Here is a 19437-nt window from a genome sequence, read left to right as displayed (position 1 = left end):
ACTGTACGGCACAGTTGCCTGTATGAACCAGCTTGCAACCCTTCTGGGGCAACTCATTGCCATTCCCAGCGCCACCGGCGAGGAAGCGGCGATATTAAGGAATCTTGAGGAGCGGTTCGCTTCACTGTCCCCGGGCAAAGCCGGTGTCTGGTCCCTGCAAAAAACATCGGGCGGTCTGGTCGTTTCATCCGGGGTAGAGGGTGAGAAAGAGGCCAGGCGGCCGCTTGTGATTTTGGCGGGGCATGTTGATACCGTCGCGCCCCAAGGGGCTATCGGTCCAAAGATTATCGGCGGGACCCTTTACGGCCTGGGTTCAAGTGATATGAAGTCGGGATTAGCGGTGATGACTCATCTCGGCCTGACCCTGGATATCCGCTCTCTCCCCGTGCGACTGGCCCTTGTCTATTACACTGGTGAGGAAGGGCCTTTTGAGCAGAATGGATTGGGTCGGCTCATGAACGAACTGCCGCACCTCAAGGATGCCTCTCTTGCGATTCTTCTCGAACCCACGGCGAACGCCATTGAACTCGGTTGTCTGGGAACAATGAATATTGAAGTCCTTTTCAGGGGAGAGACCTGTCATAGTGCTAGACCGTGGATGGGGAGGAGCGCTGTGACGGCGGCAGTGGATTGGATCCGGGAAATGAGCCTGCGGCCCTCCCGGGACAGGATTGTAGAAGGATTGACCTTCGTAGAAACGATGGCGATTACAATCCTTCAATCAGGGACGGCCCGAAATGTTATCCCAGGATTGTTAAAGGCGAATGTCAACATCCGGTATGCCCCCGACCGCGATGAAGATTCGGTGTTAGAAGAATTCTCTTCGACCCTGCCCGAGGAAGCCGAGTGGAATGTAATAGATATGGCGCCCCCCGGCCGGATTGATACCGGAGCGCCCACACTGCGGGAATTCCTGGATATTGTCGATGTCCCACGACGCGCAAAGCAGGGATGGACTGATGTGGCGCGTTTTTCGGCGGCGGGGATTCCTGCATTAAATTTCGGTCCCGGGCTGCCGGAGTATTGTCACAGGAAGGATGAGCAGATTCCGCTGGCGAATCTCGATGAGTCGGCCCGTCTATTAAGGCGATTTCTGGAATCGGCCGGGTGCGATTACTGAATTTCCGCCGAAACGCGGCTGATCAATGGAGGATAGGAAAAAAGAATAACAGTAGCGATAACGATAGCAATATCGATAAAGATGGGGTGAAGACAGGAGATGAGTCTGAAACGATCCGCATTAAAAGAAATCATCGAGAGAGCCTGGGAACAGCCGAAGCAAAGACGAGGCCGGAATGTAATACAGGCTGTCCGTGAAACAATCGCACTATTGGACGCCGGTAAGATACGGGTAGCGTCACCCCGTGGCCGGGGATGGATCGTCAATCATTGGGTCAAAGAAGCGATCCTCCTCTATTTTCTACACCAGGAAGTGGAGCAGATCGAACTGGGGCCTTTTACGTTTCGCGATAAGATACCTCTAAAGACCGATTTGGAGAAGGCGGGGGTCCGCGTGGCGCCGCCGGGAACGGTACGGTACGGCGCTCATCTCGAGCCGGATGTCGTCCTGATGCCAGGGTATGTCAATATCGGGGCTTATGTCGGAACCGGATCGATGATCGATACGTGGGCCACCGTGGGAAGCTGCGCTCAAGTGGGCCGTTATGTTCATGTTTCCGGAGGGGTAGGTATTGGCGGCGTCCTTGAACCGATACAAGCTGATCCGGTCATCATTGAGGACGGTGTCTTTCTAGGTTCCCGCTGTGTGCTGGTGGAAGGGGTCCGAATTGGTAGGGAGGCCGTTCTCGGGGCCGGAGTTGTGCTGACAGCGTCGACGCCGATTGTCGATGTTCGAGGGAAGGAACCGAAAACGATGCGGGGTTTCGTACCACCTAGAGCCGTCGTTGTGCCGGGAAGCCAGCCGCGAACCTTTCGAGCCGGGATCTATTCAATGCCGTGCGCATTGATCATTGGTGAACGCCGCGCTTCGACCGATGCCAAAACAGCGTTAAATGATTTTCTCAGGAATAGGAGGAGAGAGGGATGATCCGTCCAGAGGATTTGGCTCTTAAACCGGAAGAGGTCCGGTGGCAATGCAATCCATCGACTCTTGGTTTTTCCACAACTGAGGAGCTTGAAGAGAAAAAGGAAATCATCGGGCAGGATCGGGCGGTCAAAGCGGTTGTTCTGGGGCTGAATCTTCGATCCAAGGGGTATAATATTTATGTAGCAGGTCCTCCTGGAACCGGAAAAACAACAGCGATCCGACGTCTTCTGCAGAAAGTCGGAAAGGAAGGACCCACCCCGCCGGATATCTGCTACTTGAATAACTTCAATGACCCGGATAACCCAACGGCTGTCATATTGCCGGCGGGGAAAGGTGTAGCGCTTCGGCGGGGAATGGACGACCTGGTCAGCCAGCTTAGGCCCAATCTGGCGCAGATCTTTGAAAGTGATCGGTTCAAAGAGCGAACAAAAGCGATTGTGGAAGAGTACAAGGAACGCGAGAAGACGATTATCCGTTCTTTTGAGGAAAAAATCCAGGCTGAAAATTTTGCGCTTGTGCAAGTTCAGATCGGCCCCTATTCAAAACCAGAGATTGCGCCGGTCATCGCCGAAGAAGCCGTCACAATGGAACGACTGGATTCCATGACGCACCAGGGGCAGTTCAAGCAAGAGGAATTCGACCGGTTAAAAGAAAAATACAAGGAGCTCGCATCGGAACTTGAGGAAACACTCCGCAAGACAAGGGATATCAAAAAGGAACTTCGCAATGAATTGTTGAAGACTCAAAAGGAATTCGCCAGTCCTATCATCAACGATGGATTGGATGATATGAAGCGTGAGTTTGACAATGAAAAGGTGAGGGAATATTTGGAGCAAGTGCGGGAAGAGATTCTCGACAACCTTGAGGAATTGACGAATCAGGGGGAAGAGGAGCCCAAAGCAAATCAAAGGGGCAATGATGATAAATTCCGGGCCTACCGCGTCAATGTAGTTGTGGATAATTCACATACCAAGGGACTACCGGCTATCTTTGAAACAAGCCCGAACTACCGAAATCTCTTTGGCACGATAGAGAGGGTTATGGAAAAACCCGGTTTTTGGAGCAGCGATTTTACGCGGATAAAGACAGGCAGCATCCTTCGCGCGAACGGCGGGTGTCTCATTCTCAATCTGCTGGATATGATCGTGGAACCGGGTGTTTGGGCCGCCCTAAAAAGAACGCTGAAGCACAATAAGGTGGATATCCAGACCTATGATCCCTTCTACCTTGTCTCGGCAAATGCTTTAAAACCCGAACCAATCGATATAGATGTCAAGGTTCTCATGATCGGAGATTCCTATAGTTATAATATTCTCTACTCCATGGATGAAGATTTCCGCAAGATTTTCAAAGTTAAAGCCGAGTTCAATTCAATCATGCCGCGCGAAGAAGAGAATGTCCACCGCTACGCCGGCTTTGTCTGCACGTTGGCCAGAAAGGAAGGACTGCGCCAAATGGACGCCTCGGGTGTGGCGGCTCTCGTTGAATACGGTGTCCGCCGGGCCGGCCGCCAGAATAAAATCACGACATATTTCAGTCTCGTAGCGGATGTACACCGGGAGGCCAATTTCTGGGCGGGCGACGAGAAAGTACCGGTCATCAGCGGCTCCCATGTGGAGAAGGCGATTCAAGAGCGCGACTACCGTTCTCAAAAAATCGAAGATCAACTGCAGGAAATGATGGAGGAGGGGACGATTCTCGGGGATACGGAGGGATGCAAGGTCGGGCAGGTGAACGGCCTTTCTGTATTCGACCTCGGAGACTATGCCTTTGGAAGACCGACCCGGATCACAACCAAGACCAGTGTCGGGCAGGGGGGGATCGTCAGTATTGAGCGCGAAGTCGATCTATCAGGCCGGATTCATGACAAGGGTGTTTTGATTCTTGAAGGATTTTTCCGCCATCGTTTTGCGCAGAGCAAGCCGTTGACATTGGCTGCGAGTATCTGTTTTGAACAATCCTACTCGGGCATTGATGGGGACAGCGCTTCCAGTACTGAAATCTATGCCCTCCTCAGTAGTCTCTCCGGGTTCCCCATCCGCCAGGATTGTGCTGTCACCGGTTCAGTGAATCAGCATGGTGAAATTCAGCCGATCGGTGGTGTGAATGAAAAGATTGAGGGTTTCTATCATATCTGCAAGGCAAAGGGATTGACGGGTACACAGGGCGTTCTAATCCCCAAACTGAATATTAAGGATCTCATGTTGAAAGAAGAGCTGGTTGAGGTCATCCGCGAGGGGCGTTTTCATGTCTATGCCATCAGCACGATTGAGGAAGGAATTGAAATCCTCACTGGCATTCCGGCCGGAAGTCAAAACCCGGACGGATCGTGGGAACCTAAGACGGTCTTCGGGGAGGTTGATTCCACCCTTATTCGCTATGCCGAGGTCATGAAAACGTATTCCGGCGGTGGGGGGGACGGGCGCTCTGTTTCCTAGGTTGCAGTAGGGTGTGTCGGTGTAATGGCTTTGAGGGCGACTTTCCATTGAGGTCGACTTTGCGATTGGGCCCGGCCGCATGTGAGTCCGATTCACCAAAGGAACCCTTCGAAGAGGATGGATTAGGTTCATCGACGATTCCTCCAGCATCTTGACGAGCAGCATCTCCATCAGCGGCTCACGATGACCCGTCTTTAAATTCCAATTTGAATTTTTCGAATAATGCTTTCAATTCGGAATTTGGGGGGGCTGTTATTTCAAGCAGCTCCTTCGAAACAGGATGCTCAATCGATATTTTCCAGGCGTGCAGAGCCTGCCGTCGAAACCCCAAATCTTCATAATCTTCCTCTGATAGGGGTGTTCCGCCGAGGAACTTCAGGAAGTACTCCTCATCCTTCCCGTATAACTTATCACCCAAAATCGGGTGGCCGATGGCGCGAAGATGAACCCGGATTTGGTGAAGCCGGCCGGTCAGCGGCCTGGCCTCGACCAGGGTCACCTTTTCTCCGTAGGAAAGCGGCCGGACTTGTGTTCGGGAAGGACGGCCTCCGGGAACGATCCCCACGGCCTTGCGAACCTTTGATTGGCCGTTTTGACCCAGGGGAAGATCGATAAGCCGCTCGTTTTCCAAATGTCCCCAGACAACGGCCAAATAGGTCTTTTCGATCTTGCGATTCTCAAATTGGAAGGAGAGCTCGCGCGCCCAAGCACTCGATTTAGTAAAAAGGATGACGCCACTTGTTTCACGATCCAAACGATGGACGATGTGCAAAATCCCCCGCCCATACTTGTGCTCTTCCAGCTGGAGCAGGAGACTATTGCGAAAGTACCGTCCCGCTGGATGAACCGGAATATTCCCAGATTTGTTCACGGCCAGAAGGGCGTCGTCTTCATAAACTGTAGGGCAATCGGCGTCGACTTCAGGTTCAGGTAAAAGCCGGGCACGATACTGCAGCATATCTCCTGTCTTGAGCAGGTAAGAGGGTCGGATGATCCGTTCATCGATTCGAATCCTTCCCTCCCGGATCTTCTGAGCCCAATCGGTTCGGGAGCGGTACGTGAAGCGTCGGGCAAGATAACGATCCAATCGTTCCCCGGCATCCGCGGGATCGATCTGCGTGCAACCCCAGCGGACCCATCCCGCCATCGTCCGCAGCTCATCGTCATCCGGCCCCGGAAGCTGTTCCGCCTCCATCTCAAGATCCGGCTGAACGGCCTCCCCCGAATCGAGTCGACCTACGGGAGGTCTCGTTTCGTCACATTTTTCTTCAGGCGGGGTCATGGTGTTTCCCAAGGTTGGGTTTATATTGGATGATATTGGTGGATCCTTTCATCTCATGCGGATCGCCAGGGCCGGTGATGAACCCGGACACCGGAAGAAACCAGCTTCAGAATGAAGGTGTTCAGCTAAAGATGCCACAGGGGACCTCAGAGCGGAAGAGACGGATCACGGGAGTGGTTATTGCCATTCACTCGCAAAAGTTCACGATCCGCTCCGATCGGGATTACACGATGGCTCTTCCCGGCCGCTTTAAAAAGGGACCCCGCCAATTGACGACACCCTTCGTCGTCGGGGACCGGCTGGAGTTGATTCTCGATGAAAACGTACCCACCCTTTCCAAGTTGTTCGATCGCAAAAATGAAATTTCCCGGGTCGGCAGCCTCCGTCCACCAATAAAGCAGATCATCGCGGCCAATGTGGACGCGGTCATCTGTGTCGTCTCCGTTGCTGAACCCCCCTTCAATTCGCGGCTCCTGGACCGTCTTCTTCTTTTCAGCGAGGTGGCGGGGGTAACCGGCTCGATCTGTGTCAATAAATGGGATTTGGTGGGTGCGGCTGACGCATCCCCTTTAATACCTCATGAACCGTTGGGTTACAGAGTCATCCGGACCTCCGCGTTATTGGGGGATGGTATTGAAGAGCTCCGATCGGTCCTCAGGAATCGAATTTCATTATTGGTGGGTCCTTCCGGTGTCGGCAAATCGACGCTCCTGAACCGGCTTGTTCCCGAAGCCGGTCTTCGAACCCTTCCTATCAGCCCTTCCACTGGCCGTGGGGTTCACACGACAACGCGGGTCGATTGGCTGGATCTTCCAACGGGAGGTGTCGTGCTCGATACACCGGGGCTCCGGCATATCCGGCCCTGGGGTCTGGAACCATTAAACCTCGCTCACTATTTTCCGGAGTTCCGTGACCTCATTAGGGATTGTCAATTTAGGGATTGCCGGCACCGGAGCGAACCAGGGTGTGCGGTTATCAGGGCCATCCGGTCGGGAATACCCGAACTTGCCGGCCGGTATGACAGCTACTGCAGGATCTTTGCCTCATTGGAACGTGATGAATTGTGGTAGCTCGGCGCTTCTGGGCCAAACAAATTACTGAGAATACAGGATCGTGGCGAGGTGCGCTTCATTGGCCACCAGCAGGGGGGATGTGGATTGGCCTTTGATCTTGGCGAGAAGTCCTTTGCGGTTTCCCCAACGCCGGGCCTGATATTTCGTTGGAAACCAAATATCAGCCCGATTTTCCCATCTGGCATTCATTGTATCTTCGACGCGGAAGAGTCCGACGCCGGAAACCAGGACCAGATCGCCATAATCAAAAGGTGCATCCGGTGCATATGTCTTGATTAGGTCGCGGGAGAGGGCCAAAACACCGGGGCGTGTCCGTGTGAGTGAAGCGGTGAGCCACGGTGTCTTATCGGTCTGATCTATGGTGGAGCTATAGGCGGTGATGGTCACCGGAACAAAGGTCATCCCGAGGATAATTTCCTCATCATTTATTGGAAGACTTCCTTCCCATTCTTCGGAACAGGGCGCTTTCTCCGAAATCGCAATTTCTTGTGCCTTTGGGATTGAGACGGGAATTGGTCCCCCGACGGAGAAGAGAGCAAGGCCGAGGAGACCCGCCATGGCGGTGATTCCAGCGAGGATCTCTTTTCGTCTAGGTTGTTTCAACAAGGACTCCCATTTTGTATCTAACAAAAACAGCCGATCGAGTCGGCTCATCAATCACTCCATAACTAGAGGCTAGACTCACCCGTGAAATACAGTCAACCCCCATTCTCGGGCCGGATGTTGGAAATCCGGGCCAAGTTCAGGGTCCCTGCGTGCCGATGAATACCCCTTGCGCGCCCTATAATTGACCCCGTATCCTATCAACGGCAGTATCTTACCAATTCATGAGGGGCAATAGTGGACTCTCGGTCGTTCGAAACGGGCCCTAGACTCACCTCCTTTGCGGGATTCGACCTATCTCCTGAAGAAGCCAGAATTCTAATATTACCAATACCTTACGACCTCACCACCAGTTATGAACCCGGGACTCGGTGGGGTCCCAGCGCCGTCCTTCAGGCATCCTATCAACTGGAATCTTATGATGAAGAGACCGATGCCGATCTGGGCGATTTGAGCATCGCGACCCTGCCGCCCATTGAGCCGGTTGTCAGCGGGCCGGCTCAGATGATGGCTGTTGTTGAGGAAGCCTGCTATGCGCTCTTGGGAAAAAATCGGCGTCTGGTGGTGCTGGGAGGGGAGCATACTCTCACGGTCGGAGTGTTGCGGGCATATAAGCGTGCAGGCGTAAACATTCATGTTCTTCAGTTGGATGCTCATGCCGATCTAAGGGAAACATATCAGGGGTCGGATCTCAGCCACGCTTGCGTTATGGCCCGGGTGAGGGAGATCTACCCCTTTATTCAGGTCGGGATCCGGAGTCTCAGCCGTGGAGAGAGGGAATGTCTGGAGTCGAGCCGGGTCATCTGGGCCCGTCAAATCCATGAAGACTTGGGGGCCTCTCTGAGGCGGCTGGATGATATCCTCGGGGATCCGGTTTATATCACCTGCGACCTGGATGTCTTGGACCCCTCACTGCTTCCCTCGACGGGGACCCCGGAACCGGGAGGGCTGGATTGGCGTCAAATCACTCGGATTTTAAGGCACGTCGGCCGTACCCGGACCGTCATCGGATTAGATTTTATGGAACACAGTCCGAGAGCTGGCGCGCACGCCGCAGATTATGTTACAGCCCGGCTCATGGCAAAGGCCTTTATCTACTGCTGGGGGATCAAATCTCCTCCCTAAAAAAAGCTGACCAAATCAACAACTCAATGAACTCCGGTACTGTGATTTCATGAAGGTGATAAGGGAGATTCATGATGGCGAAAACCATGTGTCGTCTCTTGGGCCAGAAGCTCCGGCGGATTCGGGAAGCCCGCGGTTTCGTGCTCAAGGATGTGGAGCAGATCTCCGGTATCAGCGCCACACACATTTCTGAGATCGAACGAGCCAGAACGGCACCGACGGTACAGTTGCTCGACCGGCTGGCGCAAGCCCTTCAAGTTTCGACAGCCTGCCTGCTGGAACTTCCACCCCTCGATTCCCCTCACATTCATTCATCGGGCCACCGGAGGATTCTGGAGTCCCCAGACGGCCTTGCTTCATTGGAGCGCTTGAGTGAAATCTGGTCCTTTTCAGCTCTCGAGCTTCACCGGATCCATCTCAAGGCGGAGGGGATTCTCTCTGGCGAAGTTCCTCCAACAGAGGATCTCATCATCGTTATAAACGGAGAGATACAGGCTTGGGTGGATGGTGATGGACGCCAGCTCACAACGGGCATGGGACTCCATGCCTGCACGAGGGATAGGATCATCTTATCAAATAAGTCAGGTGGGACTGTGGAGCTCCTTTGGGCAACTCGGTCCGTGTATTGTTATTAAAGTGGAGAGAAAAAGTGACTTTGACAATTGGAGAGAAGATTCGAAGAATCCGCCATACACAAAAACGGAGTCTCAGAAATCTCAGCACGGGCACTGGTTTGTCCGCGACCTATCTCGGCGATATCGAACGTGGCAAGTCCTCTCCGACCATTCCAGCCCTTTCCAGGATTGCCGGCGCTCTCGGTCTTCCTCTGGCCGAACTTGTAAGGGATCAGGAAAATAGGGATCGAGGAGAGCATTTGCTGGAGTCCCAACAACTCCTCACCGGCCGGATTGGAGGGTATTCCCTTTGGAAATATGGTGAGGAAAGAGATGGGTGTAGACTGGCCGCTTATTATATTGAGTTGCCCCCTAATGAGAATCGGATGGCGGATTTTCTGAAAAATGAGGGGTTGGCCTGTATTTATATCAAGTCCGGGCCGGTGACATTATCATGGGACGAAAAAGAGATCCGATTGAATACAGGTGATAGCCTTCAAGTCCTGCTTCAACCACCGGGATTCCATTGTTCGGCTGAAAAGAAGAGAGCTGGGATTTTTATTTTTATCATTCGTGAGGAGATTGAGTTTAATAATATTCACGAATTGTAGGAAGAAAGAATCAAATCTCCAATTCCTGAGTCCGGTCAGGACTCTTCCGCCCATTTGACTCTTTCCCAGTACTGATCGAGTGTATCGAGTGATGCTTCTTCAAGCCGAAGGCCGTCCGCTTGGATAAGGGAATTCATTTTGTCAAAGCGGCCGCAAAACCGATCCGCTGTCCCTCTCAGGGATCTTTCCGGGTCCTGTTTCAGGTGGCGGGCCAGATTAACGACTGAAAAAAGTAGGTCTCCAATCTCCTGCCCCGTTCGTGGCCCTTCGGGATCGGAGGCCATGGCCTCCCGGACTTCATCAAGTTCCTCTTGGATCTTTTTAAAGATAGGTTCCAGCGCATCCCAATCAAATCCGAAAGAGGCGGCCTTTTCCTGGATCCGAAAGGCATGCAGAAGCGCCGGCAATCCCGCGGCGCCCGCCTGAAGAAGAGGCCTCTTCTTATCGGCGCGTTGCGTCCTCTTGATATGTTCCCATTGTGCATGCGCGTCGGAGTTGGTCAGGTGTGTGGGGTTCTTAAAAACGTGCGGGTGGCGAACCAAAATTTTCTCACGGATTCCTTGAATGACATCAGGCAGGGAGAAGGCGTTTTTTTCCTCTGCGATCGCGGTAAAAAAGAGAACGATAAAGAGAAGGTCACCCAATTCCTCTTGAAGCTTCTCGTCATCCTCAATCTCAATGGCTTCCATCACTTCGTGGGTTTCTTCCAAGAGATAAGGTGTCAAAGATCTGAGGGTCTGATCCCGGTCCCACGGACACCCATCCTTGCCCCTTAGCCGGCGCACCAAATCCATCAGATGGTAGCCATTGCCCTTATCTTCTATTTCAGACATAGTCAGACGTTACCACAAATGATTTTCTTGTCTCAAGATGGCTTTGGTAAAGGCCGTGAGATTGATAGGATTGGAAAACCGAGATCAATTGACCGAGGTGAATTCAGCTCGCAGAGCAAGATCCGGCTGAATGAATGGGAACGGAGATATGGAATCGAACCCAAAAGAGCATTACACCGCATTAAGGCAATTGTTGGATCACGCTTATGCGCCCTATTCTGGTTTTCATGTCGCGGCTCGCCTGGTTACCGCGGACGGAATCATCACCGAGGGATGCAATGTCGAGAATGCCAGTTTTGGGTTGGGACTCTGTGCCGAGCGGGTGGCTGTCTTTAGGGCGATGAGCCGGGGATTGAGGAATTTTACACATCTTTACCTCGCTTCCTCCGGCAATAGCCCCGTCAGCCCGTGCGGCGCCTGCCGGGAAGTCCTCCGGCAGGTGACGAACGATCTCGATATCACAATGTTCGGTTCACATCCCAATGAGGTTGAATGCGTCCGGCTGTCTGAATTATTGCCCGATCCGGCTGCTGTGAAAGACTCCGGTGCGGCAAACGATGACAACTCTTTTAAAGAGGGTGCCCGCGCCGTCCATCATGTGGATCCAAGATTGGTGATTGAACAAAAACGCGACGGGAATGAACTTACACCTGAGACGATCGGCCTCTTCATGGCGGATTTCCTCTCTGATAAAATCACCGATTATCAAATGACTGCTTTCCTCATGGCTGTTTTTCTCAAGGGAATGACAAGCACTGAGACGGAGGCTTTGTCCAGATCGATGATGGAAAGCGGCCATGTGCTTGATTGGAAAGGTTTCGCGGGACCCTTCGTTGATAAACATTCCACCGGCGGCATCGGAGATAAAATCTCTCTTGTGCTTGCTCCTGTGCTCGCGGCCCTGGGTTTGAAAGTCCCGATGATCTCCGGAAGGGGTTTGGGCCATACCGGCGGGACCCTGGATAAGCTGCAGGCCATACCTGGATATAGAGTCGCCCTCAGCGAGGAGGAGATGGGCCGTCAGCTGGAAAGAGTGGGTCTCTTTATCGCCGGGCAGACACCCTCACTCGTCCCCGCTGATCGTCGGCTTTATGCCCTACGGGATGTCACGGCGACCGTTGCCTCACCACCCCTTATTGTGAGCAGCATTCTGAGCAAAAAGGCGGCGGCCGGCCTCCAATATCTCGTCTTGGATGTCAAATATGGTGAAGGGGCTTTTATGACGACCCTCCCCAAGGCGAGAGATTTGGCGGAGCGGCTTGTCAAAACGGCGCAGAAGCTGGGACTCAAATCCATTGCGGTCTTGAGCCGCATGGAAGGCGTTCTAGGGCGGACGGTGGGTAACGCCATCGAGGTGGAAGAATCCATCCGCATGCTCATGGGTGAGGAGATGCCATTTGACCTGAGCGAACTTGTCGAGGTTCTGGGCGGTGTTCTTCTTGTACAAACGGGACGGGTGGACGATATGTCTGATGCACGCAACCGGATCCGGGATGTATTGAAGTCAGGTGCGGCTTTACAGGTTTTTGAGAAGTGGATCCGGGCTCAGGGTTGTACATTAGATTCCAAAACCCTTCTTCAAAAACTCCCACAATCACCGGAAACAATGACGGTTCTTGCCGATTCTGACGGTTACGTATCCGCGATTAAGGGTAGGGAGATGGGATTATTTCTGGGGCGTGTGGGTGGCGGCCGCCTCCGCGCGGATGATACTATCTTTCCCGGTGTCGGCGTACGAATACTGAAGAGCATCGGTGAGCCGGTAAAAAGGGGGGATCCCATCTTTGAAGTTTACTATGAAACCGAAAAGAAGCCCGTGCCGGAGGAATTGGCTCGATTAGTAACCTTATCTTCAGATCCGTCCGAGAGGGCGCATCTCATCGCCGGGTATGTGACTCCCGAGGGCTTTTCCAAAACATTTCATTCCAAGATCTGAAGAATCCAGGGAGGCTTCTTACCAGGGATCCCGGTGGAGTTTCCAGCGATCCTGCTCGCGAAATGTCTGAGGCGCATTTTGGCTCTCTGCCACTCCCTGCGGGCCATGGAGATCGCAGATCTCCACGGGTTCCATGCCTGTGAGATAGCAATCCTCGACCGGTTGGGGGCAGTTGGGTCCCGCAAGCTGGCCTGAATCGATGCAGGTTCTCACAATGCAAACGCCACGGGGCGGCGCGAAGGGCGTCGGCCCCTTGCGGTCGGCCACAAACGACATGGTTCGAGCCCAAATGGGCAATGCGGCCACCGCGCCGGTCACCTTGTGACCGATTGCGATTTTCCGGTCATAACCAACCCAGACTCCAAGAGCCATGTAGGGTGTAAAACCAACGAACCAGGCGTCTGTATAATCATCCGTCGTGCCTGTCTTGCCGGCCGCCGGCGCGTTGAAGCCATATTGGCGTGCCATCTGACCCGTGCCAAAATCCAGGACCGATTGCATCATATGCGTCGTGATGAAGGCGATGCGTGCATCCAGGACCGATTCGCTTTTGGGCTCATGATCCTCAAGTGTCGCACCGTACCGATCTTCTATCTTCTCGATAATATAGGGTTCAGTTCGAATCCCCTGATTTGCCAGTGTCGCATAGGCGTTCGTCAATTCCATAGGCGTGACCACGCAGGAGCCAAGTGCGAGACTGAGAAATGGATTCAGCCGGCTCCGAATGCCGAGGCGATGGGCCATTTCAATAACATTATCCGCGCCGATTTCCTCAAGGAGGCGTACGGCGACGACATTTATGGATTTGGCCAGGGCGTACCGAAGAACAACGGGTCCGGCGAAGGTCTCACTGAAGTTTTTGGGACTGTAATAGCGTTCACTCCCAGACGCACCGGGAATTTCATATTCGACCGGTGCATCGACAATGAAATCATTTGGATGCCAACCTCTTTCCATCGCCGCGGCAAAAACAAAGGGTTTGAATGAGGAGCCGGGCTGGAATCCCATCCCCTGAATAGCCCGGTTAAAGGGGCTGGCGGCGAAATCACGCCCGCCGATCAGGGCTCGTATGCTTCCGGTCTGCGGCTCGATGGCCACCAGTGCAACTTGAAGAGGACCGAGTCCGATGGTATCCTCTCCAGTTTTTGTAAAAGGCTGGGGTTTTCCATATGTCTTTCGCACCCAATCGATGTGCTCAATCGCGTTCTTTTCGGCTTCGGCCTGAAGATCAAGATCTATCGTGGTCCAAATTGTTAAACCCTCTCTAAAAAGGGCTTCCGGCCCGTAATTCTGAATGACATATTGGCGGACCATCTCCGTAGCATAGGGTGCGAGGGGGGAGATCCGGTCGGGTGGGTTCAATCCGAGGGGCTCCTCCCGATATACCAGATAATTCTCTTCAGAAAGAGAACCCATATTTCTCATCCGGCGAAGAACTATATTGCGCCGTGATAAGGCTTTTTCGGGATGGCGAAAAGGTGAGAAGGCGTTTGGGCCGGCGAGAATCCCCGCCAGGAGGGCGCTTTGTGGAATGTTGAGATCAGCTGCTGATATCCCAAAGAATCGATAGGCCGCCGCCTCAATTCCGTGGGCGCCCTCGCCGAAATAGACTTGGTTAATATATAACTCAAGGATTTCATCTTTGCCGAAAGCCCTTTCTAAGCGGATGGCCAGAACAGCCTCGCGGAGCTTGCGGAGTACGGTGCGTTGATGTGTCAGAAAGACATTGCGGGCCAACTGCTGTGTCAGGGTTGAGGCTCCCTGTGTGAAACTGCCGGACATGACATCGGCCTTGAAGGCTCGAAGGATGCCGATAAGATCGATTCCCCAGTGCCGGCTGAATTGGCGGTCCTCCGTCGCGATGATCGCATCAAGGAATGGCTTCGGAACATGGGGAAGGGCAATCGGCGAGCGATCCTCGATGTAAAATTCCCGAATTAATTGGCCATGGGTATCCAAAACCCGACTTTTGAGACTGGCCTCAACTTCTCGGAACGATTGGGGGCGTGGGAGATCATCCCCCGCCCATTGGAATAATCCAAAGAGGATGGCCCCCAAGAGAAGAGGGGTCGCCACAGCTGAAATCAGGAAGGCTTTCATAGAAAAGAGCAAACCATGAGAGGAGCTGAGGGTCAATCAGCGAGGAATTTTTGATTCTAACTTGTTGTTATTCAATAGAATAAGTGAAGCTAAAGATTTTTTGCTTTTTGTCGAAGAAAGTGTGTTGACTCTTATCCGGGGTTTGCATAGTGTTAGCAACGCCTCACGGGAACTTCATCTGCCCGTTCCGGCAGGGAAGTTGACGGGGAGGATTGTCTTTTATAAAATTTTGCAGGACGCGCAGTGTTGCGCGATTTTTGTTCTTTGAAAACAGAAGGGTAAGGCGTGCGAGCCCGACTCGGTGGGTTTTGGGGAGAGTAACTCGAGCCCTGAAACCTAATTGAGTCTTTGATGCACGATGACCTCTTTTAGGGGTTGTTGTTGCATCGTCGAGTTTAATAGCCATGGAGAGTTTGATCCTGGCTCAGAACGAACGTTGGCGGCGTGGATTAGGCATGCAAGTCGTGCGTGAAGCGGACCTTCGGGTCTGTGGAAAGCGGCGAACGGGTGAGTAACGCGTGGGAAACCTGTCCTTGAGTTGGGGATAACCCTCCTAACGGAGGGCTAATACCGAATGATATGATTTGATCGCATGGTCGAGTCATCAAAGATGGCCTCTACTTGTAAGCTGTCACTTGAGGGTGGTCCCGCGTCCCATTAGCTTGTTGGCAGGGTAACGGCCTACCAAGGCGACGATGGGTAGCTGGTCTGAGAGGATGGTCAGCCACACTGGGACTGAGATACGGCCCAGACTCCTACGGGAGGCAGCAGTCGAGAGGCTTCGGCAATGGGGGCAACCCTGACCGAGCGACGCCGCGTGGGGGATGAAGATCTTTAGATTGTAAACCCCTTTCAGTAGGGAAGAAATGCACCGGGGTTAACACCCCCAGTGTTTGACGGTACCTGCAGAAGAAGCTCCGGCCAACTCCGTGCCAGCAGCCGCGGTAACACGGGGGGAGCAAACGTTGTTCGGAATCACTGGGCGTAAAGGGCGCGTAGGCGGCTCGGCAAGTGAGGTGTGAAAGCCCCTGGCTCAACCAGGGAACTGCGCTTCAAACTGCCGGACTTGAGGGCAGGAGAGGAAACGGGAATTCCCGGTGTAGCGGTGAAATGCACTGATATCGGGAGGAACACCAGTGGCGAAGGCGCGTTTCTGGCCTGCTCCTGACGCTGAGGCGCGAAAGCTAGGGGAGCAAACAGGATTAGATACCCTGGTAGTCCTAGCCGTAAACGGTGAACACTAGGTGTGGGAGGCATCGACCCCTCCTGTGCCGCAGCTAACGCATTAAGTGTTCCGCCTGGGGAGTACGATCGCAAGGTTGAAACTCAAAGGAATTGACGGGGGCCCGCACAAGCGGTGGAGCATGTGGTTTAATTCGATGCAACGCGAAGAACCTTACCGGGGTTTGACATGTACAGGACAGATTTAGAAATATTTCTTCCCTTCGGGGTCTGTGCACAGGTGCTGCATGGCTGTCGTCAGCTCGTGTCGTGAGATGTTGGGTTAAGTCCCGCAACGAGCGCAACCCTCGCTCTTAGTTGCCATCAGGTAAAGCTGGGCACTCTAAGGGGACTGCCGCCGATAAGGCGGAGGAAGGCGGGGATGACGTCAAGTCCTCATGGTCCTTATGCCCCGGGCTACACACGTGCTACAATGGCCGGTACAATGGGTTGCAATGCCGCGAGGTGGAGCCAATCCCAAAAAGCCGGCCCCAGTTCGGATTGCAGTCTGCAACTCGACTGCATGAAGCCGGAATCGCTAGTAATCGCTGATCAGCAGGCAGCGGTGAATATGTTCCCGGGCCTTGTACACACCGCCCGTCAAGCCACGAAAGTGGGTAGTACCCGAAGTCACTTACCCAACCCGTAAGGGAGGAAAGTGCCGAAGGTAAGACTCGTGATTGGGGCTAAGTCGTAACAAGGTAGCCGTACCGGAAGGTGCGGCTGGATCACCTCCTTTCTAGGGAGTGTTAGCATCCGAGGTCCCTCTGAGAGGGAACCAAGGGGCAACTCTCAGGTCGTTCCGATGTCGGATCGCCGCCTTCCCTTCTGTTTTCGACCTTCGTTTCTCAGGTGTTGACGAAGGAAAGCAGTAATGCTTTTCTTCCGATGCATGATTGGGCCTATAGCTCAGTTGGTTAGAGCGCACGCCTGATAAGCGTGAGGTCGGTAGTTCAACTCTACCTAGGCCCACCGCCTCGAGATGATTTAGTAATCTGAGGGGGATATAGCTCAACTGGGAGAGCGCCGCCCTTGCACGGCGGAGGTTACCGGTTCGAGCCCGGTTATCTCCACAGATTAATATCATGACCTTGTGAGGGTGGTGGGTTTTCTTTCGGATTTAGCTGTTGGGTTTCAGCCTGAAACCCGAAAAAAGCAGCAATATTTGTTCTTTGACAACTGCAATCTGTCTTAAGTTGCTCTGAGGTTTTGCTGAGCGTCACAGATTCAATGTTATTGGGTCTGTGTGCTTGGTCAAAGACCATATCATGCATCTAGGAGTTCGGTCAAGCTACTAAGGGCAGATGGAGGATGCCTTGGCGTCAGAAGGCGATGAAGGACGTGGCAAGCTGCGAAAAGCTCCGGATAGCTGCAAACAAGCTTTGACCCGGAGATTTCCGAATGGGGCAACCCGGCGGGGGTCATACCCCGTCATCACCCAGATGAATATATAGTTTGGGTGAGGCGAACGGAGGGAACTGAAACATCTAAGTACCTCCAGGAAGAGAAAGAAATCTCGATTTCCTGAGTAGCGGCGAGCGAAAGGGAAAGAGCCTAAACCGTCGTCATGTTAAAGCCCGTGTGCGTTGTGCCGGCGGGGTTGTGAGACTAGTTGTGTTGGGGACGCGGATCCGACAAGGAGTTATAAACTACTTTTCTAATCGAAAGACCTGGAAAGGTCTCCCAAAGAAGGTGATAGGCCTGTAGGTGAAAGAAAAGTAGCTCCTTAATTAGTTCTCGAGTAGCACGGGACACGTGGAACCCTGTGTGAATCTGGGAGGACCACCTCCCAAGGCTAAATACTCTCTGACGACCGATAGTGAACCAGTACCGTGAGGGAAAGGTGAAAAGCACCCCTGGCGGGGAGTGAAAAGTACCTGAAACCATCTGCCTACAAGCTGTCGGAGGCTGAACTGGATCTTCGGATCCGGGAATGCTGACGGCGTGCCTTTTGCATAATGAGCCGGCGAGTTACTGAGTGCGGCAAGGTTAAGTGTCTAAGACACGGAGCCGAAGCGAAAGCGAGTCCTAATAGGGCGTTGAGTCGTATTTAGTAGACCCGAAGCCGAGTGATCTACCCATGGCCAGGATGAAGCGCGTGTAAAAACGCGTGGAGGTCCGAACCCACTAACGTTGAAAAGTTAGGGGATGAGCTGTGGGTAGGGGCGAAAGACCAATCAAACTCGGAGATAGCTGGTTCTCCCCGAAATGTCTTTAGGGGCAGCCTCGCGTAAATTTGTGGCGGAGGTAGAGCACTGATTGGGTTAGGGGCCCCACCAGGTTACCGACCCCAGTCAAACTCCGAATGCCGCTCACATGTATCGCGGGAGTGAGGCCACGAGGGATAAGCTCCGTGGCCGAGAGGGAAACAACCCAGATCATCAGTTAAGGCCCCAAAATCCAGGCTAAGTGTATCAAAGGATGTGGAATTGCCTAAACAGCTAGGATGTTGGCTTAGAAGCAGCCATCATTTAAAGAGTGCGTAACTGCTCACTAGTCAAGTGATTCCGCGCCGATAATTTGCGGGGCTCAAGCCTGGTGCCGAAACTGTGGACTCTAGATACCCTGCGGGGGATCTGGATTGGTAGGGGAGCGTTCTGGCGTAGGCTGAAGTCGGTTCGATAAGAACCGGTGGACGAACCAGAAGTGAGAATGCCGGCACGAGTAGCGATAAAACGGGTGAGAAACCCGTTCACCGTAAACCTAAGGTTTCCTGAGGAAGGTTAATCCGCTCAGGGTTAGTCGGCCCCTTAGCCGAGGCCAAAAGGCGTAGGCGATGGGAAACAGGTTAATATTCCTGTACCACTTTGCAGGTGTTTGAGCTATGGGGTGACGCAGAAGTGAAAGGCCAGCCGGCGATTGGAAGTGCCGGTCTAAGCCAGTAGGGTGGTTGTCTAGGTAAATCCGGACAGCCGCGGTTTAATCCGCAGCCTGAGAGGTTATGGGGAGTCCATTAGGACATAAACTGGCCCTAATCATGCTGCCAAGAAAACCCTCTATGTGAATCTGTAGGGTGACCGTACCGTAAACCGACACAGGTAGGTGGGGTGAGTATCCTAAGGTGCTCGAGTGATTCCTCGGGAAGGAACTCGGCAAAATTATCCCGTAACTTCGGAATAAGGGATGCCCCTGAAGTGAAACCCCTCGCGGGTGGAGCGGAGGGGGCCGCAGTGAAGAGGCCCAAGCGACTGTTTACTAAAAACACAGGACTCTGCCAAGCCGATGAGGCGATGTATAGGGTCTGACACCTGCCCGGTGCCGGAAGGTTAAGGGGAGGGGTTAGCCGCAAGGCGAAGCTCTGAACCGAAGCCCCGGTAAACGGCGGCCGTAACTATAACGGTCCTAAGGTAGCGAAATTCCTTGTCGGGTAAGTTCCGACCTGCACGAATGGTGTAACGATTTGGGCGCTGTCTCCTGGAAGAGCTCGGCGAAATTGAAGCAGCGGTGAAGATACCGTTTACCCGCGGAAAGACGGAAAGACCCCGGCACCTTTACTACAGCTTGATATTGAATTTTGGAATAGCATGTGTAGGATAGGTGGGAGGCTTTGAAGT

The 19437-nt window shown here is 53.3% G+C and carries 12 protein-coding genes, 2 tRNA genes and 2 rRNA genes; 12 read left to right on the top strand and 4 right to left on the bottom strand.

Translation table 11 applies throughout. The features are described from left to right. Positions 1-22 precede the first annotated feature (22 nt). The 3 genes from dapE to KJ970_16560 all read left to right on the top strand — a co-directional run bounded on the left by dapE (position 23) and on the right by KJ970_16560 (position 4485). The gene (gene dapE, locus KJ970_16570) at positions 23-1120 is read left to right on the top strand and encodes a succinyl-diaminopimelate desuccinylase (protein ID MBU2692532.1); all 1098 of its coding nucleotides are present in this window, start codon (positions 23-25) and stop codon (positions 1118-1120) included. A gap of 99 nt (positions 1121-1219) precedes the next feature. Further along, entirely contained in the window at positions 1220-2047 is an 828-nt protein-coding gene (locus tag KJ970_16565) for a 2,3,4,5-tetrahydropyridine-2,6-dicarboxylate N-succinyltransferase (protein MBU2692531.1), read from the top strand. Continuing rightward, positions 2044-4485, top strand: coding sequence for an AAA family ATPase (locus KJ970_16560; protein ID MBU2692530.1), 2442 nt, complete (start codon positions 2044-2046; stop codon positions 4483-4485). The genes KJ970_16565 and KJ970_16560 overlap by 4 nt, the downstream gene beginning before the upstream one ends. A gap of 178 nt (positions 4486-4663) precedes the next feature. Here the strand turns inward: KJ970_16560 and KJ970_16555 are convergent, their stop codons facing one another. Further along, on the bottom strand, positions 4664-5767 hold the full coding sequence (locus KJ970_16555; GenBank protein MBU2692529.1) for an RluA family pseudouridine synthase: 1104 nt from the start codon (positions 5765-5767) through the stop codon (positions 4664-4666). Between the two features lie 77 nt (positions 5768-5844). Between KJ970_16555 and rsgA the strand changes: the two genes are divergently transcribed. Next, complete coding sequence (gene rsgA, locus KJ970_16550) at positions 5845-6837, top strand: ribosome small subunit-dependent GTPase A (protein ID MBU2692528.1); 993 nt, start codon at positions 5845-5847, stop codon at positions 6835-6837. A gap of 24 nt (positions 6838-6861) precedes the next feature. Here rsgA and KJ970_16545 read toward each other — a convergent pair whose 3' ends face one another. Beyond that, the gene (locus KJ970_16545) at positions 6862-7443 is read right to left on the bottom strand and encodes a 3D domain-containing protein (GenBank protein ID MBU2692527.1); all 582 of its coding nucleotides are present in this window, start codon (positions 7441-7443) and stop codon (positions 6862-6864) included. 237 nt (positions 7444-7680) lie between these two features. Between KJ970_16545 and speB the strand changes: the two genes are divergently transcribed. The 3 genes from speB to KJ970_16530 all read left to right on the top strand — a co-directional run bounded on the left by speB (position 7681) and on the right by KJ970_16530 (position 9793). Further along, the gene (speB, locus tag KJ970_16540) at positions 7681-8568 is read left to right on the top strand and encodes an agmatinase (protein MBU2692526.1); all 888 of its coding nucleotides are present in this window, start codon (positions 7681-7683) and stop codon (positions 8566-8568) included. Between the two features lie 71 nt (positions 8569-8639). Then, entirely contained in the window at positions 8640-9203 is a 564-nt protein-coding gene (locus tag KJ970_16535; GenBank protein ID MBU2692525.1) for a helix-turn-helix domain-containing protein, read from the top strand. A gap of 14 nt (positions 9204-9217) precedes the next feature. Next, positions 9218-9793: an XRE family transcriptional regulator gene (locus KJ970_16530; protein ID MBU2692524.1), complete on the top strand. Its 576-nt coding sequence runs from the start codon at positions 9218-9220 to the stop codon at positions 9791-9793. Positions 9794-9828: 35 nt separating this feature from the next. Here the strand turns inward: KJ970_16530 and mazG are convergent, their stop codons facing one another. Then, positions 9829-10626 carry a nucleoside triphosphate pyrophosphohydrolase gene (mazG, locus tag KJ970_16525; GenBank protein ID MBU2692523.1) on the bottom strand — a complete coding sequence of 266 codons (798 nt, stop codon included), beginning with the start codon at positions 10624-10626 and terminating at the stop codon, positions 9829-9831. A 148-nt stretch (positions 10627-10774) separates the two neighbouring features. On the opposite strand from mazG, the gene KJ970_16520 reads away from it, so the two are divergent. Then, the gene (locus KJ970_16520) at positions 10775-12562 is read left to right on the top strand and encodes a thymidine phosphorylase (protein MBU2692522.1); all 1788 of its coding nucleotides are present in this window, start codon (positions 10775-10777) and stop codon (positions 12560-12562) included. Between the two features lie 18 nt (positions 12563-12580). On the opposite strand, the gene KJ970_16515 is transcribed toward KJ970_16520, so the two are convergent. Further along, positions 12581-14662, bottom strand: a complete 2082-nt coding sequence (locus KJ970_16515; protein ID MBU2692521.1) for a PBP1A family penicillin-binding protein — start codon at positions 14660-14662, stop codon at positions 12581-12583. A gap of 401 nt (positions 14663-15063) precedes the next feature. On the opposite strand from KJ970_16515, the gene KJ970_16510 reads away from it, so the two are divergent. The 4 genes from KJ970_16510 to KJ970_16495 form a co-directional block, all read left to right on the top strand. Next, positions 15064-16622, top strand: a 16S ribosomal RNA gene (locus tag KJ970_16510). A gap of 159 nt (positions 16623-16781) precedes the next feature. Then, positions 16782-16855 (top strand) — tRNA-Ile (locus KJ970_16505). 28 nt (positions 16856-16883) lie between these two features. Further along, positions 16884-16956 (top strand) — tRNA-Ala (locus tag KJ970_16500). A gap of 211 nt (positions 16957-17167) precedes the next feature. Further along, positions 17168-19437, top strand: a 23S ribosomal RNA gene (locus KJ970_16495); the annotation flags it as partial.

This window comes from Candidatus Eisenbacteria bacterium (assembly GCA_018831195.1).
Classification (GTDB): domain Bacteria; phylum Eisenbacteria; class RBG-16-71-46; order CAIMUX01; family JAHJDP01; genus JAHJDP01.
This window is presented reverse-complemented; position numbering and strand designations above follow the sequence as displayed.